General features: G+C 65.0%; 19 protein-coding genes and 1 tRNA gene. 8 read left to right on the top strand and 12 right to left on the bottom strand.

Annotated features, from left to right (window positions below):
• Positions 1 to 124: 124 nt before the first annotated feature.
• Positions 125 to 922 (bottom strand): enoyl-CoA hydratase-related protein, encoded by a 798-nt coding sequence (locus tag BI327_RS25965; RefSeq protein WP_076864099.1) that lies wholly within the window; start codon positions 920 to 922, stop codon positions 125 to 127.
• Positions 923 to 1,090: 168 nt separating this feature from the next.
• Here BI327_RS25965 and BI327_RS25960 point away from each other — a divergent pair, with 168 nt between their 5' ends.
• Together BI327_RS25960 and BI327_RS25955 are read left to right on the top strand one after the other, a co-directional pair.
• Entirely contained in the window at positions 1,091 to 2,065 is a 975-nt protein-coding gene (locus BI327_RS25960) for a ketopantoate reductase family protein (RefSeq protein WP_076864098.1), read from the top strand.
• 39 nt (positions 2,066 to 2,104) lie between these two features.
• The gene (locus BI327_RS25955; protein WP_076864097.1) at positions 2,105 to 2,884 is read left to right on the top strand and encodes an SDR family oxidoreductase; all 780 of its coding nucleotides are present in this window, start codon (positions 2,105 to 2,107) and stop codon (positions 2,882 to 2,884) included.
• Positions 2,885 to 3,028: 144 nt separating this feature from the next.
• Here BI327_RS25955 and BI327_RS25950 read toward each other — a convergent pair whose 3' ends face one another.
• Positions 3,029 to 3,706, bottom strand: coding sequence for an alpha/beta hydrolase family protein (locus BI327_RS25950; RefSeq protein ID WP_076864096.1), 678 nt, complete (start codon positions 3,704 to 3,706; stop codon positions 3,029 to 3,031).
• Positions 3,707 to 3,958: 252 nt separating this feature from the next.
• Here BI327_RS25950 and BI327_RS25945 point away from each other — a divergent pair, with 252 nt between their 5' ends.
• Entirely contained in the window at positions 3,959 to 5,791 is a 1,833-nt protein-coding gene (locus tag BI327_RS25945) for a di-heme-cytochrome C peroxidase (protein ID WP_076864095.1), read from the top strand.
• 156 nt (positions 5,792 to 5,947) lie between these two features.
• On the opposite strand, the gene BI327_RS25940 is transcribed toward BI327_RS25945, so the two are convergent.
• The gene (locus BI327_RS25940; protein ID WP_076864094.1) at positions 5,948 to 7,492 is read right to left on the bottom strand and encodes an aspartate ammonia-lyase; all 1,545 of its coding nucleotides are present in this window, start codon (positions 7,490 to 7,492) and stop codon (positions 5,948 to 5,950) included.
• 322 nt (positions 7,493 to 7,814) lie between these two features.
• Here BI327_RS25940 and BI327_RS25935 point away from each other — a divergent pair, with 322 nt between their 5' ends.
• The gene (locus BI327_RS25935; protein ID WP_076864093.1) at positions 7,815 to 8,528 is read left to right on the top strand and encodes a hypothetical protein; all 714 of its coding nucleotides are present in this window, start codon (positions 7,815 to 7,817) and stop codon (positions 8,526 to 8,528) included.
• Positions 8,529 to 8,772: 244 nt separating this feature from the next.
• Here BI327_RS25935 and BI327_RS25930 read toward each other — a convergent pair whose 3' ends face one another.
• Complete coding sequence (locus BI327_RS25930; RefSeq protein WP_076864092.1) at positions 8,773 to 9,612, bottom strand: tetratricopeptide repeat protein; 840 nt, start codon at positions 9,610 to 9,612, stop codon at positions 8,773 to 8,775.
• 266 nt (positions 9,613 to 9,878) lie between these two features.
• On the opposite strand from BI327_RS25930, the gene BI327_RS25925 reads away from it, so the two are divergent.
• Positions 9,879 to 11,060 carry a glycosyltransferase family 87 protein gene (locus BI327_RS25925; protein ID WP_245334932.1) on the top strand — a complete coding sequence of 394 codons (1,182 nt, stop codon included), beginning with the start codon at positions 9,879 to 9,881 and terminating at the stop codon, positions 11,058 to 11,060.
• Here BI327_RS25925 and BI327_RS25920 read toward each other — a convergent pair.
• From BI327_RS25920 to BI327_RS25890, 7 genes are all read right to left on the bottom strand, one after another.
• Positions 11,041 to 11,787, bottom strand: coding sequence for an SDR family oxidoreductase (locus BI327_RS25920; protein ID WP_076864090.1), 747 nt, complete (start codon positions 11,785 to 11,787; stop codon positions 11,041 to 11,043). The two genes, BI327_RS25925 and BI327_RS25920, sit on opposite strands and share 20 nt — an antisense overlap.
• Positions 11,787 to 13,172: an FAD-binding oxidoreductase gene (locus BI327_RS25915; protein ID WP_076864089.1), complete on the bottom strand. Its 1,386-nt coding sequence runs from the start codon at positions 13,170 to 13,172 to the stop codon at positions 11,787 to 11,789. Before BI327_RS25915 ends, BI327_RS25920 begins: the two co-directional genes overlap by 1 nt.
• A 2-nt stretch (positions 13,173 to 13,174) precedes the next feature.
• Entirely contained in the window at positions 13,175 to 14,590 is a 1,416-nt protein-coding gene (locus BI327_RS25910; protein ID WP_076864088.1) for a UbiA family prenyltransferase, read from the bottom strand.
• Between the two features lie 122 nt (positions 14,591 to 14,712).
• The gene (locus tag BI327_RS25905; RefSeq protein ID WP_245334931.1) at positions 14,713 to 15,069 is read right to left on the bottom strand and encodes a hypothetical protein; all 357 of its coding nucleotides are present in this window, start codon (positions 15,067 to 15,069) and stop codon (positions 14,713 to 14,715) included.
• 380 nt (positions 15,070 to 15,449) lie between these two features.
• Positions 15,450 to 16,793, bottom strand: coding sequence for an alpha-hydroxy acid oxidase (locus BI327_RS25900; protein ID WP_245334930.1), 1,344 nt, complete (start codon positions 16,791 to 16,793; stop codon positions 15,450 to 15,452).
• A gap of 434 nt (positions 16,794 to 17,227) precedes the next feature.
• A tRNA-Arg gene (locus tag BI327_RS25895) sits at positions 17,228 to 17,304 on the bottom strand.
• 120 nt (positions 17,305 to 17,424) lie between these two features.
• Positions 17,425 to 18,930: a flavin-containing monooxygenase gene (locus BI327_RS25890; RefSeq protein ID WP_076864086.1), complete on the bottom strand. Its 1,506-nt coding sequence runs from the start codon at positions 18,928 to 18,930 to the stop codon at positions 17,425 to 17,427.
• Positions 18,931 to 19,014: 84 nt separating this feature from the next.
• On the opposite strand from BI327_RS25890, the gene BI327_RS25885 reads away from it, so the two are divergent.
• From BI327_RS25885 to BI327_RS25875, 3 genes are all read left to right on the top strand, one after another.
• Positions 19,015 to 19,665, top strand: coding sequence for a TetR/AcrR family transcriptional regulator (locus tag BI327_RS25885; protein ID WP_076864085.1), 651 nt, complete (start codon positions 19,015 to 19,017; stop codon positions 19,663 to 19,665).
• 222 nt (positions 19,666 to 19,887) lie between these two features.
• Positions 19,888 to 20,958, top strand: a complete 1,071-nt coding sequence (locus BI327_RS25880; protein WP_143271693.1) for a helix-turn-helix transcriptional regulator — start codon at positions 19,888 to 19,890, stop codon at positions 20,956 to 20,958.
• A 196-nt stretch (positions 20,959 to 21,154) separates the two neighbouring features.
• The gene (locus BI327_RS25875) at positions 21,155 to 21,799 is read left to right on the top strand and encodes a hypothetical protein (RefSeq protein WP_076864083.1); all 645 of its coding nucleotides are present in this window, start codon (positions 21,155 to 21,157) and stop codon (positions 21,797 to 21,799) included.
• Positions 21,800 to 21,801: 2 nt separating this feature from the next.
• Here the strand turns inward: BI327_RS25875 and BI327_RS25870 are convergent, their stop codons facing one another.
• On the bottom strand, positions 21,802 to 22,224 hold the full coding sequence (locus BI327_RS25870) for a CAP domain-containing protein (protein WP_076864082.1): 423 nt from the start codon (positions 22,222 to 22,224) through the stop codon (positions 21,802 to 21,804).
• Between the last annotated feature and the right edge of the window lie 16 nt (positions 22,225 to 22,240).

Raw genomic sequence — 22,240 nt, 5'->3', positions numbered from 1 at the left:
GCCCGAGCCGTCGATCGCCCGGTCGAACGAATCCAAAACGTTCGAGTCGCTGCAACAGATGCGCCGCGACGACGCAGAGGTCTATCGCAGCATGCGCGGCATCTGCAACGGCTGCTGAGCGGGCTTACGCGCCGCCGCCCCAACGGCCCGCACGCTTCTCGGCAAAGGACGCAAGCCCTTCGGCCGCCTCGGCGGTCTGCCGCTTGGCCGAATGCAGATGGACCAGACGCTTGTAGGCCGCATCATCGACGGCCATGCCGCCGAACGAGCTTTCCATCGCGAGCTTCTTGGTCTCGGCCATCGCATCCGGAGCGTTGCCGAGCAGTTGCTCCACGACCCTGGCACCGGCGCTTTCGAGGTCGGCAAGCGGCACGACTTCATGCACGAGGCCGATGCGGCGCGCATCCTCGGCGCCGAAGCGTTCGCCAGTCAGCGCATAGCGGCGCACCTGGCGGACGCCGATCGCGTCGCAGAGCTGCGGGATGATGATCGCAGCGGTTAGGCCCCAGCGCACCTCGGTGATCGAGAACAGCGCATTGTCGGCCGCGATCACGATATCGCAGGCCGAGATCACGCCGGTGCCGCCGCCGAAGCAGCCGCCCTGCACCAGCGCGACGGTCGGGACCGGCAGCGTGTTGAGGCGCTGCACCGCCTCGAAGGTGGCGCGCGACGCCGCCTCGTTCTCCTCTGACGATTTCGGCCGCACGCCGTTGATCCATTTCAGGTCGGCGCCAGCCTGGAAATGCTTGCCGTTGCCGTTCAGCACGACGACGCGCACCGGCTTGGTCGAGAGATCGTCGATCGCGGCCAGCACGCCCGCGATCAGCGCGCCGTCATAGGCATTGTTGACCTCGGGCCTGTTCAGCGTGACGGTCGCGACCCCGCGCGCATCGAGGCTCCACAGGACTGGGCTGGCCGACATGAATTTTCTCCCTCGTTCGGCATTGCTCTTGCCCGGCACTATGGCGAGAGGCACTGCCGTGATCCATCACTTTCGGGCGCGCGCGGCCGCGCCACGCGCATGACGGGTTGCACGATGCCCTGCGCTTGTGGAAACTGACGCGACACGTTGCAAGGACTAGTTCCACTGATGCGTATTTGTATTTTCGGCGCAGGCGCCGTCGGCAGCCACTTCGCGGTCCGGCTGGCCCACGCCGGCCACGATGTGTCCTGCGTGATGCGCGGAGCACATCTCGACGCGGTCAGGACCAACGGGCTGACGCTGAAGGTCGGCGAGGCCAGCATCACGGCCAAGGTGAAGGCATCGGCGGATCCTTCGGATCTGGGGCCGCAGGACGTCGTCATCAGCACGCTGAAGGCGACCGGCATCGGCGCGCTCGCAACCGGGCTGCCGCCGCTGCTCCAGCACGACACATCGCTCGTGTTCGCACAGAACGGCATTCCCTGGTGGTACGATCTCGGCCTGCCGCCGCAGCATCCCGCGATTTCCGATCTCGGCTTCCTCGATCCCGGCCGGCGTCTGCGCGGCGCCATCCCGAAGCAGCGGATCATCGGCGGCGTGATCTTCTCCTCCAACGAGGTGGTCGCACCCGGCGTGGTGGCAAACCTGTCGCCGGAGCGCAATCGCCTGCTGATCGGCGAATGCGACGATCGCCGGAGCGAACGCATCGCCGGGCTGCGTTCGGCACTGAATGACGCCGCGATCGAATCGCCCGAGGTCAAGGAAATCCGCGAGACGATCTGGTCGAAGCTGCTCACCAACATGTCGATGTCGGTGCTCTGCCTATTGACCGGGCTGACCGCGCGCGGCGTCCGTGACGATCCCGACATGCAGGACGTGATCCCGCGGCTGCTTGACGAGGCCAATGCTGTTGCGACCCACTACATTCCCGGAGTCAAGCGCGTCACCCGCTCAGGACCCGCACCGGACCACAAGCCCTCGATCCTGCAGGATTACGAACTCGGCCGCGCCATGGAGATCGACGTGTTGGTCCGCGCACCGGCGGCGTTTGCCCGCGCAGCCGGCATTCCGACCCCGATGCTCGACCTGATGGCCGCGCTTGCGATCCAGAAGGCGCGTGACAAGGGGCTGTATCAGGGCTGACAATCCGGACACCACGACAACAAGCAGGGATATCGAACCATGCAAGTCAAGGACAAGGTCTGCATCGTCACCGGCGGCGCCAGCGGGATCGGCGAGGCAGTGGCGCGGGCCTATGCCGAGGCGGGCGCGCGCGGCGTCGTGGTCGCAGACCTCAAGACCTCGCGCGACCGGCTCGCCAGCGTCGCCGGCGATATCGACGGACTTGCAGTCACCGCCGATGTCGGGCTCGAGGAGGACATCAAGGCGCTGATCGCCGCGGCCGAGGACAAGTATGGCCCGGTCGACGTGTTCTTCTCCAATGCCGGGCTGTCGCGCAAGGGACAGGAGACCGCGTCGGACGCCGACTGGGATGTGAGCTGGCGCGTGCATGTGATGAGCCACGTGTTCGCGGCTCGCGCGCTGGTGCCCGGCATGCTCGCGCGCGGCTCCGGCTATCTCATCAACACCGCATCGGCCGCGGGGTTATTGGCCTCGCTGAACTCGATGCCTTACGGCGTGACCAAGAATGCCGCGGTCGCGCTCGCCGAGCATCTCGCCATTCAGTATGGCGATCGCGGCATCCGCGTCTCCGTGCTCTGTCCGCAATCGGTGCAGACCGGCATGACCACGCCGGGCCCGAGCGCGGCGCGCGTCGACGGCGTGCTGCAGCCGGGCGAGGTCGCGCGGATGGTGATCGAGGCGATGGTTGAAGAGCGCTTCCTGATTCTCTCGCATCCGCAGGTGCAGGAATACATGCAGCGCAAGGCCACCAATCGAGACCGCTGGCTGTCCGGCATGCGCCGCCTGCGCGACCGCATCTACGGCGGCGCGGCGTCGTGACGGCTCCATCGTCATTGCGAGGAGCGACACTGTTTCGCAGTTGACGCGTTGCCCGGATGAGCGGAGCGATATCCGGGACTGGCGTCACCCGGCATGCAGGCCCCGGATGTCGCTTCGTTCATCCGGGCTACGGATGCGACCTGCTCACGAATGCTTCGCGACCCAGGCCGCGAACGCATCGAGCACCTCGGCCATCACCTCGCGATCGTTGCGGCCGGAACGCTTGAGAACATGGAAGGAATGGTCGGCCTCCCGTACCAGATGCAAGGTCGCGCGCGCGCCGAGCCCCTTCACGACGGGTTCGAGCAGATCGAGCTCGGCCAGCGCGTCGCGCGTGCCCTGCAGGAACAGCATCGGGATCTCGACCTCGGCGAGATGCTTGGCCCGCTCGCTCGCCGGAGTGCCGGCGGGATGCAAAGGGAAGCCGAGAAATGCCAGTCCGCGCACGCCGGCGAGCGGCGTTTTCGCCTGCGCCTGCGAGGTCATGCGACCGCCGAACGATTTTCCGCCGGCGAACAGCGGCAGGTCGCCGCAATGACGTGAGGTCTCCGCCACCGCGGCGCGCACCGTCGCCTGCGCAACCGCAGGAGGATCGGGCCGCTTGCTGCCCTTCTCCATGTAGGGAAACTGATAACGCAAGGTCGCGATACCGCGCTCCGCCAACCCCTCGGCGATCTCGGCCATCGACGGATGCGTCATGCCGGCACCGGCGCCATGGGCGAACACATAGGCGCTACGGGCCTGCGCCGGTCGCAGCAGCAGCGCGGACACCGTGCTATCCGAGACGGCGATCGTGAGCGGTTGTGCAGCTGACGCGTTCAAGATGACATCTCGAAGAATTGTTGCGCCGCTATTTCTAGCCTCAGGCTTCGATGCGCGCAAATGCCGCCGCGCCGCAAGTGAACTGGCTCACAGCCAATCCAGGTTTCCTTTGCAACATTTCCGTTGGTAGACCCAGCGCCGCCACTGTAGGATGGCGCACATCGTGATACACGCTTAGCGCGAACCTGTTTTGGCGATTCTTAAGATCTCAACAATATGACGCGCAGGTACCGCGAATTTGGGGGATGGGGCATGCCTCGCAAGACGATTTTTATCATCGGACTGCTGATTGTCGCCGGCGTCCTCTACTTCAAGGACGATCTCGAGACTGTCGTGAGCGGCTTCCGCGTCAAGGTCGTCGACTACCAGCCGCCGGCCAAGACCGTGTGGCTGGATCAAAACGTCAGCGCCGAGCAGCTGCGCTGGTTCTACCACGCCGACCAGGGCACGCGGACCTTCGGCATTCCCCATGAATGGTTCATGGCGCTGGAGCAGCCGACGATCTGGCCGCCGTTCACGGCGGCGCCAAAGCTCAGCGAGACCAATTATCTCGGCCGCTTCGGCTTTATTCCCGACACCGTGATCCCGGGCAAGCCCGATGCGCTGCCGATCGGCTTTGCGCAGGGCGGCCCGATGGCCGATGCCAACGGCGCGCCGTGGCGTAACCCGCACAGCAAGGCCGACATGACCGGGGTCGGGCTGACCTGCGCGGCCTGCCACACCGGAAGCTTCACCTTTCGTGGCACCGAGATCGTGATCGACGGCGGGCCGGCCAATACCAATCTGTTCGAGTTCCAGAAGGGCGTCGGCGTCTCGCTGCTGCTGACGCGGTTCTGGCCGGGCCGCTTCGCGCGCTTCGCCGACGAGATCCTCGGCAAGGATTCGACCGTCGACGAGCGCATGGCGCTGCGCGGCCAGCTCGATCTGGTGCTGAAGCAGTACGCCAATATCAATGCGCTGGAGAACAAGGTCGCCGCCAACAGCGTCGTGGAGGGCTATGCGCGGCTCGACGCGCTCAACCGGATCGGCAACCAGGTGTTCTCGATCGACCTGAACAATCCGAACAACTACGCCTCGCATTCGGCGCCGGTGCATTTCCCGCGGATCTGGAACGCGCCGTGGTTCAGCTGGGTGCAGTATGACGGCTCGATCATGCAGCCGATGGTGCGCAATGCCGGCGAGGCGCTCGGCGTCAGCGCCGAGCTCAATCTGCTCGACGAGTCCAAGGGCCTGTTCAAGTCGAGCGCGCGGATCGACGTGCTGCACGAGATGGAACGGATGATCGCCGGCGAGCCGCCCAGCAAGACGAAAGGCTTTGACGGCTTGGCATCGCCGAAATGGCCCGAGAACATCCTGGGGCAGATCAACATGCCTCTCGCGACGGAGGGCGGCAGACTCTACAACACGCATTGCAAGGGTTGCCACGGCCCGGCGATCAACAGCAAAGCGCTCCCGCCGGGCGACGCCTTAGCGCTGTTCGAGGACGACAAGCGCTGGATCAAGAACGACGCCGGCCAGATGCTGCTCGACGTCGAGATGATTCCGATCAGTCATATCGGTACCGACAGCGCGCAGGCCGAAGGCCTTGCGAGCCGCACGGTCGAAACGCCGGCTAATCTGAAGATCAAGGACGGCAGCTTTGGGCCGGCGCTCGGCGAGCTCGTCGAGAAGACCGTCGACTACTGGTACGACCAGAACAAGATCCCGTCCGAGGATCGCAAGCGCATCAACGGCTACCGGCCCAACGAGATCCAGGCGCCGCTCGCCTACAAGGTCCGGCCACTCAACGGCATCTGGGCGACGCCGCCCTACCTGCACAACGGGTCGGTGCCGACCATCTACGCGCTGCTGTCGCCGGTGAAGGAGCGTCCCTCGATGGTCTATCTCGGCGGTCGCGAGTATGATCCGAAGGATCTCGGATACTTCTCGAACAAGATCAAGAACGTCTTCGCGCTCGACACCACCAAGCGCGGCAACAGCAATGCCGGCCACGAATTCTCGGACGAGAAGGGCCCCGGCGTGATCGGACCGGGGCTTAGCAAGGACGAGCGTCGCGCCCTGATCGAGTTCATCAAGACGCTGTAGCCGTCGGTGATCAACACATACCGTCATGGCCGGGCTTGGCCCGGCCATCCACGTCTTTTGCGCAAGCGACATTGAAGGCGTGGACGCCCGCGACAAGCCCGAGCACGACGAATCGCAGGTTCGTGTGTCCGGCCTCGCGCTCCGTGGCGCCTGCTCTCAACTCTCCTTCAACTTGGGCACGGGCTGCCGGCGCGCCGGGCGGGTCATGGCTTCGAGCTCGAGCAGCTGGTTGAGCTGCTCCTCGGTCAAGAGCTTTTCCTCCAGCACGATGTCGGCGACCGAGCGATTCTCCTTCAGCGCGCGGCGCGCCACGCGCGAGCTCGCTTCATAGCCGAGCGCCGGTGCCAGAGCCGTGATCAGGCCGATCGAGCCCTGCACCAGGCTGCGGCAACGCTCGCGATCGGCCTCGATGCCGTCGACGCAACGCTTGGTCAGCGTATCGATCGCCGCCGTCAGCATGCGCAGCGAGCTCAGCACGCAATAGCCGATGGTCGGCTCGAACGCGTTGAGCTGGAGCTGGCCGCCTTCGGCGCACATCGTCACCGTGAGGTCGTGCCCGATCACGAGGAACGCCACCTGGTTGACCACCTCCGGGATCACGGGATTGACCTTGCCGGGCATGATCGACGAGCCGGCCTGCACCGCCGGCAGGCGGATTTCGCCGATGCCGGTGCGCGGCCCAGACGACAGCAGCCGCAGGTCGTTGCAGATCTTCGACACCTTGACCGCAACGCGTTTCAGCACGCCCGAGAACAGCACGAAGGCGCCGAGATCGGAGGTCGCCTCGATCAGGTTCGAGGCCAGCACCATCGGCTGGCCCGACAGCCGCGACAGCTCCTCGACCGCAAGCGCCGCATAGCGCGGATCGGCATTGATGCCGGTGCCGATCGCGGTGGCGCCGAGATTGACCTCGCGGAACAGGCTCGAGATCTCGTTCAGCCGTGCGACGTCTTCCTTCACGGTGGCGTGGAAGGCGTCGAACTCCTGGCCGAGCGTCATCGGCACCGCATCCTGAAGCTGGGTGCGGCCCATCTTCAGGACGTCGGCGAATTCCACCGCCTTGCCCTTGAAGGCATAGGCGAGGTCATCGAGCGCGCGTATCAGCGGCTGGGTGGCGAAGATCACCGCAAGCCGCAGCGCGGTCGGATAGGCGTCGTTGGTCGACTGCGCCATGTTGACGTCGTCGTTCGGATGCAGCGTGTGGTAATCGCCCGGCTTCTTGCCCATCAGCTTGAGCGCGACGTTGGCGATCACCTCGTTGGCGTTCATGTTGGTCGAGGTGCCGGCTCCGCCCTGGATCGCATCGACGACGAAGGACTCGGCATAGACCTTGTCGGTCGCGACCTTGGTGCAGGCCTTGTCGATCGCATCGGCCTTTTCGGGCGAGAGATAGCCGAGGCGCTTGTTGGCGCGTGCCGCCGCCTGCTTCACCAGCGCCAGGGCGCGGACGAATTCCGGGAAATGGCCAACCGGCACGCCGGTGATCGGAAAGTTCATCACCGCGCGCTTGGTGTGGATGCCCCACAGCGCATTGGCCGGCACGTCATCCTCGCCGAGCAGATCGTGCTCGGTACGGGACTGCGCCTGCTCGATCGGCACGGTGCGGACGGTCGCGATCGCAAGCTCGCTCACATTGCCGCTGTCGCCGGAGGGTGGCGCGGCGCCTGCGGTGTTGACGGTCTCAACCTTCGATTCGGCCATCGGTCCCTCCGTTACCTGCTGCAAACCTTGTCGTCAGCGACAGCAGCCATGATGCGCCCGACAGCCATCGAAAGCCAATGCCTATCGGCAAAGTCTTGCACACCGGCGAACCGAAAGACGCCTCAAAACAGGATCGGCATCCGCGCCGCACCGGGAATCGAGGGCTTGCCTTATCCGTCATGATAACAACAACTTATAGCTCCATACCGCAGTCAGCCCCGCGACCGATGCGGCTGCTTTCTCCGCCCCGTCATCGCATGCTAGAGCAGCATCGACTGGCGCAAGGGCGCTGCCGACACCGAACGAACCAAGGGCCAAAGCCGTGTCCAACAACAACGAAGCGATAACCATCAAATTCCGCTGCCCGGCGGAGCTTGAAGGCAAGATTCCGCCGCCGGTGCCTGCGTCAATGGGTCTTCCCGGATGGCTCAAGGCGATGCCGACGCAGGCCTTCAACACGATGAGCAATCGCGAGGAAGATACCGTCAAGCGCTGCCCGCCATTCGTCGATGCGATGACATCGGGTTTCCTGATGCCGCTGGTCTGCGATCTCAAGGTCGAGAACGGCGAGATCACGTGGGACAACGACCTTCCGGCCGGAGGCGCGCTCGAATTCCCGCGCTCGCCGGTCGGCTTCCACGACGAAAGCCAGGTGGTCGGCTCACCGCTGTTCGAGGCCGACCGCTTCGTCATCAAGTTCGTCAATCTGTGGACCATCGAGGCGCCGGCGGGCTACTCGCTGTTCTTCACCCATCCGGTCAATCGGTTCGACCTGCCGTTCACCACGCTGACCGGAATGGTCGATTGCGATCTGTTTCATGACAGCTGGGTGCATTTCCCGGCGCGCTGGCACGACACCAATTTCAACGGCGTCTTGCCCAAGGGCACTCCGGTCGCGCAGTGCTTCCCGGTGAAGCGCGAAAACTGGGTCGCGCAGACTGCGGCGATGACGCCGGACGAAACATCGCGCGCCCAGGAATTGTCCAACAGGATGGCCCGCGAACCGGGACTCTATCGCCGCCAGTTCCGGACGTAGCGTAGATCGGGCGTGCGGGAGGCCTGGCGGCGCACCCGTGGACGGGTGTCGGTGGGGACAAAACTCCCACCGCTTGTCGTCCCTGCGAAAGCAGGGACCCATACGCCGCGGCGGATGTTGTGAACGGGACTCGTCGTTCCAGCGTCGTGTAACAATGACCGTTCGTGGTTATGGGTCCCTGCTTTCGCAGGGACGACGGCAAGTGCGTGGCGCGGCCGTCGGCCGCCTGCTTCGCTCGACCGCGCTAGCTCAGAAACTTGGCAAACGCGCTGCGACGGAAGAAGAAGCGGCCATGCGATGACATGATCAGCGCGGCCGTGGTGCGGCCGATCATTTGCGGCCGGCCGCGCAACGCCAGACGCAAATTGGCTTCGCCGGCGGCGCGGTCGCCCATTTCCAGAAGGCTGGCGGAGAAGCTGAGACGCATCAGGGGATCGTCGGGGCGCTGCGCCACGACCTGGCGGTAGAGATCCGCCGCGGCTGCATACTCGCCATCGAGCAGCAGCACGCGTGCGAGTGCGGCCAGCACATCGGGATGTCCCGGCGCGGCCATGCGCAGCTTCTCCAGAATCTCGCGCGCGCGGCCGCGCTCGTTACGCTGGGGCAGCAGCTGCGCGAGCAGGAGTTGAAACTCGAGGCTCCCGGGCGCGAGCACGAGCGCGCTCTCGATGACGGCAACCGCCTCGTCGATGCGGCCGGCCGCATGCAATTGCCCCGCCAGCGCCTGAAATGCGGGAAGGTATGGCGGCCGCCGCGCGGTGGTCCGCCGCAACACGTCGATCGCCTCGTTGCCGCGACCGGCGCCGCCGAGCGCCGCGCCGAGCAGGGTCTCGAGACCGGGATCCTCGACGCGGCGCGTGGCGCGCTCGAGCGGCGCGATCGCCTCCGCGTTGCGGTTCTGGATCATCAGCGCCCGTGCCAGGATCGAGGCCGCACCGACATCGTTCCGGTTGGCCTTCAAGACCTCGGCCGCCAGCCGCTCGGCTTCGACGATCTGCCCCATCTGCAATGCGGCGACGGCACGTTGCAGAACCGGGGATGGGCTGGGCCCGCGATTGGCGGAAGGGGGCGGAGGTTTCGGCATGCGATCCGTCGAGAGATGTCTCCTCAGCCGTTATCACTGCCGCCGACGGAGCGTCCAGCGAAACTCGCATCCGGCCGCCCGCCAGGAACCGGGCACCAAGATACCACCCATTCCGGCACCACCCTCCCCGGCCGATTTTTCGACTGTTTAACCTATTCGACCTAGCCTGAATTGCCGAAACAGGGCCCGGCTTGATGTTCGCAACTACCCTTGAAGCAATTCAATCGACCACGTCGAAACGATCCGCTTACGTCCGCGGAATCCTCGTGCTTCTGGCCATAGCCATCGTCTTCAAGGCGGTGTGGCTCGCCCAGGTGGGGCTCGGGCATGGCCGCGAGCTGGTCGACTTTGCTGCCTTCTACATCACCGCGAAGCTGGTGTGGCTCGGCACCGTGGATCAGGCCTATCAGTTCGCAAAACTCATCGCCATCCAGAAGGAGGCGTCGGGCGGACATGACGGCTTCATGTCGTGGACCTATCCGCCGCAGTTCAGCCTGCTGCTGGCACCGTTCGCGCTGATCCCGGTCGGGATTGCCTATCTGTTGTTCGCGGCCTCGACGTTCGCGCTCTACCTCGCCGTGCTGCGCCGCCTCGCAGGCAACAGCTTCGTGCTCGTGCTCATCGTGTTCTTTCCGACGATCGGGATCACGCTGGCATGCGGACAGAACGGCCTGCTGACGGCCGCGCTGATCGGCATGGTCTGCCTGTTCTTTGAAGAGCGGCCGATGCTCGCAGGCATCGCCCTTGGCCTCATGGTCATCAAGCCGCATCTCGCCATCGCGTTCGCGGTCTACGCCGTCCTGCGACGTTCCTGGGTCGTGGTGACGACAGCCGCCGCCGTCGTGCTGATCAGCTCCGCGATCTGCACGGCGATCTTTGGCATCGGGATCTGGAGCGCATTCCTGCAGAGCGTGCGCGATTCGTCGGTGTTCCTGGAGCACGGCAATTACCCGATGCATCGCATGATCTCGATCTATGCGGCGTTGCGAACCGTAGGGATGTCCGCCTCGGCATCGTTTGTCGCCCAGGGCGTCGTCGCGGTGCTGGCGCTTGCCGTGGTTCTCATCGCAGCCTACCGGAGGATGCCGGCACGCGACAGCCTCGGCCTCGTCGCGATCGTGTCGGCCTGCATCAGCCCTTACGCTTACGACTACGACTTCCTGATCTTCAGCATTGGCCTTGCGCTGTTGTTGCCGGCGCTGCTGGCGAGCGCGCGGGAGTGGGAGCGAGGCATCATCTACGCCTTGCCGATCCCGATCGGCGCGGCCGGCTACCTGCAGGCGACACAGATGGCGGCTCCCCACCAGGGCGAAGCGTCGCTCGGCGCGCTGTCGATCGGCGGCTTTGCGATGCTTCCGCTGATCACGCTGATTGTCGGGATCCTGCTGCTGCGCAGCTCGCGAACGGAAGCGATTGGCGACGCCGGCGTCAGATGCGCATCCGCTTGAAAATCGGCTCCGGCAGCGCGCAAATGATCGTCATCACCAGCCGGAACCGCCTGGCCACATAGATCACGTCGCGCGGCCTGGTCACATCGGCCCGGTAGATATCCTCCGCAACCCGATCCGGCTCGACGGTCAGTGGCGCCGGCAGTTTCATATGCGCCGTCATCTTCGTGCGCACGAATCCGGGCTTGACGGTGACGACGCGGACCTTGCCCGCCAGCGCCAGGCGGTTGCGCAAGCCGGAGAGGAATTGCGAGAAGCCGGCCTTGGCCGCGCCGTAATAGTAGTTCGAGGCCCGCCCGCGGTCGCCGGCAACCGAGCTGACGCCGACGATCGTGCCGTAACCGCGCGCGCCGAAGGCTTGCGCGAACTGTTCGAGCAACAGGCTCGGTGCCTCGAAGTTGGTCCGCATGATCGTCGTCGCAAGCTCGGGATCGGTCTGGGCACGCAGCTGATCGCCGAGCTCCCCGACGACGCACACCACAGTGTCCGGAAGCGTGGACAGGCCGGCGACAAAGCCGGCAAGCTGCCCGGCCTGCAGCAGGTCCAGCGCCTGAACCGATGTTTCGACGCCGCTGCGCGTCCTGATATCGTCGGCGTTACGCTGTGCGGCCTCGAGATCGCGGGCGGCGAGCGTCACGCGCCATCCCTCCTTCGCATAGCGCAGCGCGGTCGCGTGCCCGATATCCGAACTGCCGCCGATCACCAGAATTGATTTCGTATCGGTCATCAAATTCCAAGCCGTGCTGAAAGATGGGAAACGAGGCGCGTGCTCGCGCCGGTCTGCTGGCGGATGTCCCGCAAGGCCGCGAGGCCGGGATATCCGGATTCGAATGTGGCGCGGGACTGCCGCGCGTCCTTGGCGAGGTAGAGCCGGCCGCCGGCATCGACCACCAGCGCGTCGAGCTGATCAAGAAACGCGAACAGCGTGTCGGTGACCGGGAAATCCATCGTCAATGTGTAGCCGCGTCGCGGAAATGATATCAGTCCGCTTGCGTCGCCGAGCTGCTTCAGCACGGCAAGAAACGAGGCGTCGCCGCGGCGGGATACAAGATCGAGAATGTCGGCAAGCACGCGCCGTGCGCGGTCGAGCGGGATCACGCATTGATACTGCACGAAGCCGCGCCGGCCGTAGACCCTGTTCCAGTCGGCGATCGCATCGAGCGGAAAGAAATAGGGATCCCAATGCACGAGCCGCGGCCTGCCCTGCTGCGCGGCGCCGCGCCGGAAGTACAATTCGTTGAATGCCCGCATCGAAGCGCGATTGAGCAGCCATCCGGGAAACAATTCCGGCACCGACAATCGCGCCGTTCGACGGCTAGGAAACGGCTCGAGGTCGGGGCCCAGCAACTCCCTGTCGCGGCGCGAGGCGTGCTCGGCCAGATAGACCAGCGAGCGTCCGAGCGCTGCGCCGCGCGCAAGGCAGTCGATCCAGGCCACCGAATAGGTGGTCGATGCGTTGTTCTCCAATTGATCGATCGCCGCATCGAGATTGCCGGCGACGCGCGTGTCCTGCCGCAGCCAGGCGGTCTCGATCGGAAGCAGCCGCAGGGTCGCGTCGAGAATCATGCCGGTCAGGCCCATGCCTCCGAGCGTCGCCGCGAACAACGCGGCGTTTTCCGAGCGCGAGCAGCTGACGATCTCGCCGCCCGGCAGCGCGAGGCGGAATGACTCGACGATCGTGCCGAAGCCGCCGTCGCGATGGTGGTTCTTGCCATGCACGTCGGCCGCGATCGCGCCTCCGACCGTCACGAATTTCGTGCCAGGTACGACTTTGAGGAAAAAGCCGCGCGGCTCGAACGCGGCAAGGATGTCGGCGATGGTCACGCCGGCTTCGACCGTCAGCTGGGCGGTCGCGGCATCGAAGCTTCGCATCCGGTTCAGGCCGCGCGATGAAATCGTCGAATGCGTCCCGACCGCCGCATCGCCATAGGCGCGGCCCGCGCCGCGTGCAACGACCCCGGACCGCCCGAGCAGAAGGTCCCGCGCACCCGCGGGCGTGCGCGGCGCCAGCAGTTCAGTCGGCACCCTGGGGTAGTTGCCCCAGCCGGAGAGGCCAACCTCTCCCGGATCAGAGGCCACTGTCGCGCGTCCTGGCAAGGCGGCCGCCGGCATCGCTAGATGGCGGCGAGCATGATGACGCCGATCGCGCCGAGGGCGATCCAGCTGGCGCGGTCCCGCAGCGCGAACATCACCGGATCGTCGTCGATCAATCCGCGCTGCGCGAACAGCATCACACGGCCGATCCAGTACATCAGGATCGGACAGCCGGCCCAGAGCAGTTGCGGATGGCCGTAGAGCGCACGGACCGTATCGGATGAGATGTAGAGCGTGAAGATCACGACGGCATTGAAGCCCGACGCGGCCGCGAGGATCGCGACCATCGACTTGTCGTCGACCTGGTAGCCGCGCGCCGCCAGCACGGCACCGTCCGGCTGGCCGGCGAGCTCGACATAGCGCTTCACCAGCGCCAGCGACATGAAGATGAACAGCGAGAACGCCAGCAGCCATTCCGACATCGGCACGTCGATCGCGACCGCGCCGCCGATCACGCGAACGGTATAGAGCGTGGCCAGCACGACGACATCGACGGTCGCGATGCGCTTGAGCCACAGCGAATAGCAAGTCGTCAGCGCGAAATAGCCGAGCAGGACGCCGCCGAACTCGGCCGATATCGACAATGCGATCGCGCATGCGGCGACCAGCGCCAGGACCATCGCGCCGACAGCCTGCGGCGTCGCAATCGTGCCGCTTGCGAGCGGACGGTCGCGCTTGGCCGGATGCGCGCGGTCGGCCTCGATGTCGAGAATGTCGTTCAGGATGTAGGCGGCTGATGCACAGAGCGAGAAGGCGATCACGGCCAGCAGCGATGTCGCGGCCGTTCCCGCAGCGAATTTGTGCGCGGTCAGCAACGGCACCAGCACGAGGGCGTTCTTGGCATATTGATGCACCCGGAACAGCTTCAGCCAGCTGCGCACACCAGCCCGCGCGGGCGCAGCCGGCCCGGATCGAGCGGGGCGCGCGACGCGCGTTGCGAAGTCCAGCAACGCGACCGTCGCGCTGCCGATATAGTCAAAGCCCTGACGGAGCACGGGCGGCAATTCTTCGCTCCGCGCCGGCGATTGGCCGCCAGGCACGGCAGCCCAGGCAGTGAAGACGCCGAGATGCTCGGCGACCGCGCTGACGAACGGCTCGGGGTAGGTTTCCGAACAGAGATAGACGGGACGGCCTTCGCCCAGCACCTGCAACAGCAACGTCACGACGTCGCGGTCGAATTGCGCGCGGGACGGATCGAAACCCGATGCATCAGCGCCGGGCACCGTTCGCGCTTGCAGTCCGAAGGCAACTGCGATCGCTGCGGTGAACGCGCGAAAGCGATGGCTCAATTGGGAAGCGATGTCGGGCAGGAAGGAGCTTCCCGGAACCATGACCTCGTCGACATCGACAACGAGCGGCCGGCCCTTGGCGCGCGACGGATCGCGAAGGGCGTCGCGCGCCCCCTGCTCAACCCGTTCTGGAACGCTAGCTCGCATACGCGCGGTCTTCCGGTGGCCCCCTCCCCATTGTCCCGGGCGTTCCCTAATTTGGGGTGAACTTGGGGGAGGTAGCGGCCAGCAGGTCGCGCGGCGAGGTCATCACCTCACCGGGCCGCGCGCTAGTTCCGTTGCGCGGTCCAGTAGCCCGAGCAGCGCGCGGCGCCCGAATGGCCGTTCCAAGTGCCGCGGCCGGAATTCCTGGTGAGCCTGCCCGAACCGGAGGCGTACTTTTCGTGAACGGTCACGGAAGCACGGACCGCCCCCGAGCGCGTCACATGGCCACTGAACCGCACCAGATTTGGATGCGTGACCACTCCGTTGGTGATGTTGACGGCGAAGTTGTAGGTCGGATCGCATTCGCCTCGTTGCGTCACGAAAACGAGGTCCCAGGATCCGTCATAGGCCGAGTCGGCCTGCGCGACAGGAGGCAGGGCAAGACAACCTGCAATCGTCGTCAATAACAAGAGCGTCTTCATCGTCGCTTCTCCGAAGCATTGAGTGTTGGTCATGTCCCACGGTCAGGCGAAAGACAGATTGGATCGAGACCACAATCGACGGCGCGAACAACCGGGCGTGAACTTACGACGCTATGAGCACCCGTCCCGGCTCGGCCCGAAGCCAACAAGCGGGAGGTCCTTCCCGATCATCGGCCATCCTCGTCCATCCCTTGGACAGGGTAATTGTCTAACCGATCAGCTCGGCGGCTGCGCCAGAGCGATTGCCGTTCCTGTCGAACGATTGCTGCCAACGCACGCGCTTCCACCGGTCGCTCGGGGTTTCGCCCGCGGGACCTGCCGCCGGTGACTTCCGATCACCCGCAGCTGCATGCTTTCGATCGTCCGAGCGATTCGCGAAGCTAAGCGCTGGTGACGCAGTTCCGCGTGATCTGACTGGTATTCACCGCGCCCACCTGCCGCATGATCGTGATGAACTCGTCGTCGAGGATCTGGAGCACACGGTCCACGCCGGCCTCGCCGAACGACGCGAGGCCCCACACATAGGGTCGGCCGATACCGACGGCCGTCGCGCCCAAGGCGAGCGCCTTCAGCACTTCAGTGCCGCGGCGAACGCCGCCGTCGATCAGCACCGGAATGCGACCGCCGACCCCGTCCACGACTTCCGTCAAGACACCGATCGTCGCCTGCCCGCTTTCTTCCGCGCGCCCGCCATGGTTCGAGACGATCAGGCCGTCCACGCCATGGCGCAGCGCTTCCTTGGCGTCCTCACCCGTCATGATGCCCTTGAGCACGAGCTTGCCCTTGACGATCGAGCGCAGGCGATCGACGAATTCCCACGTCATCCCGGTCCCGTAGAGATTGGTGACCTTGGAGACATCGATATCGGCGAAGTTGGCCTTGCGGCTGACTTCGTTGGTGAAGCCCGGCGTGTGGCAGCCGGTGCAGTCGCGCTGGTCGAGGCGCCGCTCGCGGAACAGGGTTTCGGTGTTGCGGCCGCCCTGGCGGTCGACCGTGAGGACGACCGCCGGAGAACCGGCGCCCTCAGCCCGCTGCACCAGCGCCTTCGTCACATTCCAGTCGTCGGTCGGATACAGCATGAACCAGGCGGGCCGGCCATGCGCCTTGTTGACATCGACGATGCTCGCATTGTCGACCGTCGAGAGGATCATCTGATGGTCGCGCTTGGCGGTGGCGCGCGCCACCGTGACCCCGGCCTCGGGATCGTAGGCGCCGAGGCTGCTGACCGGGCAAAGGAAGATCGGGCTGGCCCAGGTCTCGCCGAAAATCTTCACGCTGGTGTCGACCTTGCGCGCATCGATCAGGCGCCGGACGCGGATGTTGTATTTCGCGTAGGCCGTGTGGTTGGCATCGCGCGTCACGTCGCCATCGACGCCGCTCTGAAGGTAGCCCCAATGCGCCGGAGCCTCCTGGCTGAACGCGGCCTTCTTCGCCGCGGGCTCGAACTCGAAGACGTCGAGCGCATCGGCTGCCGAGGTGATGATGCCGTCCGAGCCGAGCGTTCGCCGGGAGCCGCGCAGCACGTCATAGCTCTGCGCCAACGCCTGCTGCGGGTTGGCCGTCAACAAGCTGGCGATCGTCCCGAGCGAACCCGCCGTGAGCAGAGGACTGCCGGCGAAAAACCGCAGCAGCTGGCGGCGTGCGATCATGGTGCGATGTGGAACGTCCGATGCGCCGATTGCATCCGTGGTCAGCATCGTGGTGTTACGCATGAGACCTGGCATGGCATTCTTTCAAGAGACAATGAGCGCCGCGGGTCGGGTCGTGCATGACAGCGCGGCAAGGTGAGCCTTGCGAAAGGTTGGCGTGACGCGGGGTAGATGTCAATTTCGGGCTTGTGCCGAAATGGTTGTGTCGCGATTTCTCGGCGCAGATTGCAGCAATCTCTCTACAAGTGCGTCAATCACGCTGGAGCGGCGGCATCGCGATGGTCCGCCAATCGCGCGCAGCCGACTTGTGCGGCTCTGTCACATTCGCACGCATTGCGGGCGGGCCGAAAATGCGCCGCCATTTTCTCCGAACTCGCCGCCGGCCGTTACCCCGCCAAGCTGCCGAGCTCGCCGCCAACAAATGCCGGTAGATGGCGAAGACGTCGTCGACGACGAACAGGACGGAGCGAAAATTGTTGATTTTGTTGCATTAAGCTCGGCAACAGCGCTGGCGATCCCGGGAAGACTCGAACTTCCGACCTACGGTTTAGGAAACCGTCGCTCTATCCGGCTGAGCTACGGGACCGCACCGCCCGCGAGCCGAAGCACGCGGGCGCCGCCATCCCATAGCAGAGGCGCCGCGTGATCGCCAGCCCGCGTCATACCGGTCGCGCGCGAAGTTGCGCGGAGCTCGGCGCTTGCCGCGTTATGCGACCTGCCGGGCCGGGCTCGCGGCGGCATCGGCCGCGCTTGCCCGCTGTGCGGGCAGAAACTCGATCGCTTCATCCTTCAGCGCGCCGAAGCGCAGCGTCATGATGTCGAGTGCATAGTTCTGGTAGAGCCGCCACGGCCGGCGCGAGCCTTGCTTGGGGAACCTGGCGGCCGCGCGCTGGATATAGCCCGAGGAGAAATCCACCCAGGGCAGTTCGGTGACAGTCGGATCGTTCCGCCGCGGCGTGACTTGCGCGTAGCCATGCGCCTTCATGTGGTTGAGCATGCGGCAGACATATTCGCAGGTCAGGTCGCATTTCAGCGTCCATGACGCGTTGGTGTAGCCGAAGGCGGCGGCGAGGTTCGGCACGCCCGAGTACATCAGCCCCTTGTAGTTCATGGTCTTCGACAGATCGACATCAGCGCCGTCGACCTTGATCTCGAGCCCGCCGAGCACCTGCAGATCGAGGCCGGTCGCGGTCACCACGACGTCGGCGTCGAGGACGTTGCCGCTCTTGAGCTTGATGCCGCCGGGCGTGAAAGTTTCGATCTGGTCCGTGACCACGGACGACTCGCCGCTGCGCAGCGATTGAAAGAGATCGCCGTTCGGTACCAGGCAGAGCCGCTGGTCCCACGGATTGTAGCTCGGCGTGAAATGCTTGGCGACGTCGTAGGCGGGGCCGAGCGCATGGCGCACGCCGCCGAGGATCAGCTTCTTCACGCGCTCCGGATCGCGCTTGCAGAGCCGGTAGAAATACATGCCGAACAGCACGTTCTTCCAGCGCGTGAGGCCATAAGCGAGCTTGGCCGGCAGCCGCGCCCGCAGCCAGTTGGCGACCTTGTCTTCATCCGGCCGCGCCACGACATAGGTCGGCGAACGCTGCAGCATCGTGACATGGGCCGCGGTCTTGGCCATTTCCGGCACCAGCGTCACCGCGGTGGCGCCGCTGCCGATCACCACGACCTTCTTGCCGGCATAGTCGATGTCGTCGGTCCATTTCTGCGGATGGACGACGCGGCCGGCGAAATCGGCGATGCCGGGGAAGTCGGGCGTGTAGCCGTGCTCGTATTTGTAGTAGCCGCTGCACATGAACAGGAAGGTGCAGGTCAAGCGCTCGATCGTCTTCTCCGGCCCGCGCTCGACCTCGACCGTCCATTGTGAATCCGCCGACGACCAGTCGGCGCGCACGACGCGGTGGTTGAAGCGGATGTTCTTGTCGATGCCGTAGATGCGCGCGGTCTCGCGCACATAGTTCAGGATCGAGGGACCATCGGCGATCGCCTTCGGCTCGGTCCACGGCCGGAACGAATAGCCGAGCGTGTACATGTCGGAGTCGGAGCGGATGCCGGGATAGCGGAACAGGTCCCAGGTGCCGCCGATGCAATCGCGCCCTTCGAGGATGGCGTAGCTGCGGTCGGGGCAGTTGGCCTGCAAATGATAGCCGGCGCCGATGCCCGACAATCCCGCACCCACGATCAACACGTCGAAATGAGCAGACATTCCCTGACCCTCCCGCAGCAGTATTGACAATCCGTATTGTCAGATAACTTGACATCTGACAACGCCTCATGTCAATAGACTTTCATGGCAAGCAGCCGGAGAGCCCGCCTCTATGGCGGTATGGACGCCGAGGAACGTCGCGCGGAGCGGCGGCTGAAGCTGATCGATGCGGCGATCGAGGTCTATGGCGAGGTCGGCTATCGCGGCGCGACCGTGAAGGCGATCTGCGAGGCGGCCGAGCTGACCGAGCGCTATTTCTACGAATCCTTCGCCAACAGCGAGGCGTTGCTGATCGCGGCCTACAACCATGTCGTCGGCCACCTCCATGAGGAGATGACGGCCGCTGCCGCGGCTGGCGGCGACGATGCCGAGATGAGGCTGCGCGCCGCCTTGACGCTGTATTTCACTCGGCTGAAGGAGCACCCGAAGCCCGCGCGGGTCTTCCTGCTGGAGATCTCCGGCATCAGCCCGGCGGTCGATGCCGTCAAGCTCGACGCGCTGCGCGTCTTCAGCGACATCCTGGTGCCGCCGGCGCTCGATGCGAAAGGCAGCGACAAGAGCGGAACGGCCACGCTGCTCTCGAACGGCATGGTCGGCGCCGTCATCTCGATCGCGCTGCGCTGGGTCTCCAGGCAATATCCGCAACCGGTCGAGGACGTCGTTGCGGTTGCCGCCAGTTTCTGCCGCGTGGCGCTGACCGAGGCCAATCACCGCCAGGATCCGCGTTTGCGGTAGCGGTGGGTCCGCACCGCTCGCCGATTTTCGATGATGTTTCGCCAGAAGTTCCGGGGCCCGGCCTTGGCCGTGTGGTCGATTTCACTTGCATGTCGGGCGGCCGGGGCCTTCTTATGCACGGTACCGGGCGAAAACAGGCGCAATCTATTTCGCCACACGAAACAACGAACCTCTGCATAGGGCGGAGCTGAACCTTTGGTCGACCTGCACAGGCTTGACGATGTGACTGCGCGCCTCGGCGACGTGGTTCTCGATCCAACGACCTGGCCGTCCTTCATGGACGAGGTCTGCGCCGCTGTCGGCGCGACCGGGGCTGCGATGCTTCAGAGCGATATTCGCACCGAAGACATTCCGCGCACGAAATCGATCACCGAGTATTTCACCAAGACCTACTTCCCGCATAATCTTCATGTCACCGACATCCGCGCGGCCCGCGGTGTACCGCTGATGCACGCCGGTGTCGACGTCATCACTGATGGCGATCTGTTCGGCTCCGAGACCGAGATGCTGCGCGATCCGCTCTACGCCACGCTCGGCGATTTCGGACTGAAATGGTTCGCCGCGATCGGCTTCCACTCCGGCCCGGCATTGTGGGCCCTGACCATCCAGCGCACACCCAAGGAAGGCATGTTCGATGCCGACGAGGTCAAGGCGCTCTCAAGGGTGTCGGCGCGGCTCACGGAGGCCGCGACTCTGTCCGCCGCGGTCGGCCGCTCCACAATTGCCGGCATCGCCAGCGCACTCGATCTGATCCAGCTCGCCGCGATTGCCGTCGGCCGCTTCGGCGCCATCATCGGTATGAACGGCCAGGCCGAAGCCTGCCTCGGCCATGACCTTGCGATCCGCAACAACCGCCTCACGCTGCTCGACCGGCAAGCCAATGCCGATCTCACCAGGCTGATCGACCAGCTGGCCCACAGCTCCGACCTGAACCCGCTGCCGTCATCGCCGATCGTGGTACGCAGGATCGACAAGCGGCCGATCGTGATCCAGATGCAGCCGGTGCCGCCCGCCGCGCGCTCGCCCTTCCTCGGCGCGCGCGCGATCCTGTTGATCCGCGATCTCGAAGGCAGCGCCGCGTTCGACCAGGCGCTGCTGGCGGCGACATTCGAGCTGACGCCGGCACAGGCGCGCCTTGCGACGCGGCTTGCACGCGGCGATTCCGTCGAAGCGGCAGCGCAAGAGGCCGGCGTGGCGCTTGCCACCGCGCGCAATCAGCTCAAGACGATCTTCCAGAAGACCGGCACGCACCGGCAGGCGGAACTGGTCGCCTTGCTGCACCGGGTGAAGTGAACGATTCGAGCCGAATTGTTCCCAAGTTCCGCGGTACCACCGGCTGCGAATTCTTCAGGTATTCCAATGATGCGCGCCAAATATTTCATCAGATCAAGCATGACAAATGGTCAGGGAAATCGGCCGGTTCCGGGGTGACAAGCGTCACCAAAATGGCGACAATCCGTTCACTCTGTGTCGTTCGAGTTTGGTTTAAATGTCCGTGATGCTGTCACGATCATCGGCGTTAGCCGTTGCCGTTGTCAGCGCCGCTTTCATGCTGGCGCCGATGAGCGCGCACGCCCAATGGTGGCGCAGCGCGCCGAAGGATTTCGAAGATTGCGCCGACCTCGCCGAGAAGGCGAAGACCAAGGAAGACAGGACCGCGCAGCTTGCCGATTGCAACGCCAAGTTTGCCGGGCGCCGCAAGCCCGGCGGCGGCTACACCTACTACGACTTCATGCAGGACCGCAGCTTCGACATCGCCGGCCCCAATCCGACGCCGGACGAGCAGAAGAAGATCGACCAAGAATATACCGGCTACCTCGAGAAGGAGCGCCGCTCGAGCATCGTCGCGGCGTTCAACGCCAAGCAGCTGGAGCGGCAGGAAAAGCAGCCGCCGCAGATTCAGCAGGCATCACTGCAGAGCGAGCCGGTGAAGGTCCCCGTCCCGGCCGCACGGCCGGTCAAGCCGCGGGTTGCCGTTGCCCCTCTTCCCAAGGTGCGGCCGCAGGCAGCGAACTGCGTGAAGGGCACGTTCTCCTGCGAATGGCCGCGGCTTTCCGAGGGACTGGATGGCTTGAAGAAGCTGTTCACACCGGCCTCGCCGCCACCAACCAAGCTGGCTAAGCGAACGAACTGACCTCAGTCGGTGATCACCATCGCCCAGAACCTGCGGTACGGCGATTTCGGGTTGTCGACGAAGGCCACGCCGACGCGCTTGGCGCCCGGCATCAACAGGTTCTCGCGATGGCCCGGCGAATTCTCCCACTGCTTCAACATCTCGGCGAAGGCGATGAACCCCGCGCCGATATTTTCGGCGGCGCGCTGCTTCTTCAAAGGCGCGATCCGCGTGAAGAAGCTGCCGCCGGCCGAATGGCTGACCGATCCGGTCGCCGACATTGCCTGCGCCTGCTTCAGCGCCATCGCATTCAGCTTCGCGTCGAGCTTCACCGCGGGCATGCGGTTGGCGCGCCGGTAGGCACTGATCGAACCGGCATAGTCGGCGGCGCTTGCCGCCGTAACCGAGCCAAGCAGCAGGGTGAGCGCGAGAACGAGCGGCTTCATCTCAGATCTTCTCTCT

It is taken from the genome of Bradyrhizobium mercantei (genome assembly GCF_001982635.1).
In the GTDB taxonomy this organism is placed as follows: domain Bacteria; phylum Pseudomonadota; class Alphaproteobacteria; order Rhizobiales; family Xanthobacteraceae; genus Bradyrhizobium; species Bradyrhizobium mercantei.
The sequence above is the reverse complement of the archived record's forward strand: the minus strand, read 5'-3'. Positions and strand labels throughout refer to the sequence as shown.

Coding starts and splice junctions, on each gene's coding strand:
- BI327_RS25965 (WP_076864099.1), bottom strand. CDS start 922: ATGTCGGCCAGCCCAGTCCTGTGGAGCCTCGATGCGCGCGGGGTCGCG.
- BI327_RS25960 (WP_076864098.1), top strand. CDS start 1,091: ATGCGTATTTGTATTTTCGGCGCAGGCGCCGTCGGCAGCCACTTCGCG.
- BI327_RS25955 (WP_076864097.1), top strand. CDS start 2,105: ATGCAAGTCAAGGACAAGGTCTGCATCGTCACCGGCGGCGCCAGCGGG.
- BI327_RS25945 (WP_076864095.1), top strand. CDS start 3,959: ATGCCTCGCAAGACGATTTTTATCATCGGACTGCTGATTGTCGCCGGC.
- BI327_RS25940 (WP_076864094.1), bottom strand. CDS start 7,492: ATGGCCGAATCGAAGGTTGAGACCGTCAACACCGCAGGCGCCGCGCCA.
- BI327_RS25930 (WP_076864092.1), bottom strand. CDS start 9,612: ATGCCGAAACCTCCGCCCCCTTCCGCCAATCGCGGGCCCAGCCCATCC.
- BI327_RS25920 (WP_076864090.1), bottom strand. CDS start 11,787: ATGACCGATACGAAATCAATTCTGGTGATCGGCGGCAGTTCGGATATC.
- BI327_RS25915 (WP_076864089.1), bottom strand. CDS start 13,172: ATGCCGGCGGCCGCCTTGCCAGGACGCGCGACAGTGGCCTCTGATCCG.
- BI327_RS25910 (WP_076864088.1), bottom strand. CDS start 14,590: ATGCGAGCTAGCGTTCCAGAACGGGTTGAGCAGGGGGCGCGCGACGCC.
- BI327_RS25905 (WP_245334931.1), bottom strand. CDS start 15,069: ATGAAGACGCTCTTGTTATTGACGACGATTGCAGGTTGTCTTGCCCTG.
- BI327_RS25900 (WP_245334930.1), bottom strand. CDS start 16,793: ATGCCAGGTCTCATGCGTAACACCACGATGCTGACCACGGATGCAATC.
- BI327_RS25890 (WP_076864086.1), bottom strand. CDS start 18,930: ATGTCTGCTCATTTCGACGTGTTGATCGTGGGTGCGGGATTGTCGGGC.
- BI327_RS25885 (WP_076864085.1), top strand. CDS start 19,015: ATGGCAAGCAGCCGGAGAGCCCGCCTCTATGGCGGTATGGACGCCGAG.
- BI327_RS25875 (WP_076864083.1), top strand. CDS start 21,155: ATGTCCGTGATGCTGTCACGATCATCGGCGTTAGCCGTTGCCGTTGTC.
- BI327_RS25870 (WP_076864082.1), bottom strand. CDS start 22,224: ATGAAGCCGCTCGTTCTCGCGCTCACCCTGCTGCTTGGCTCGGTTACG.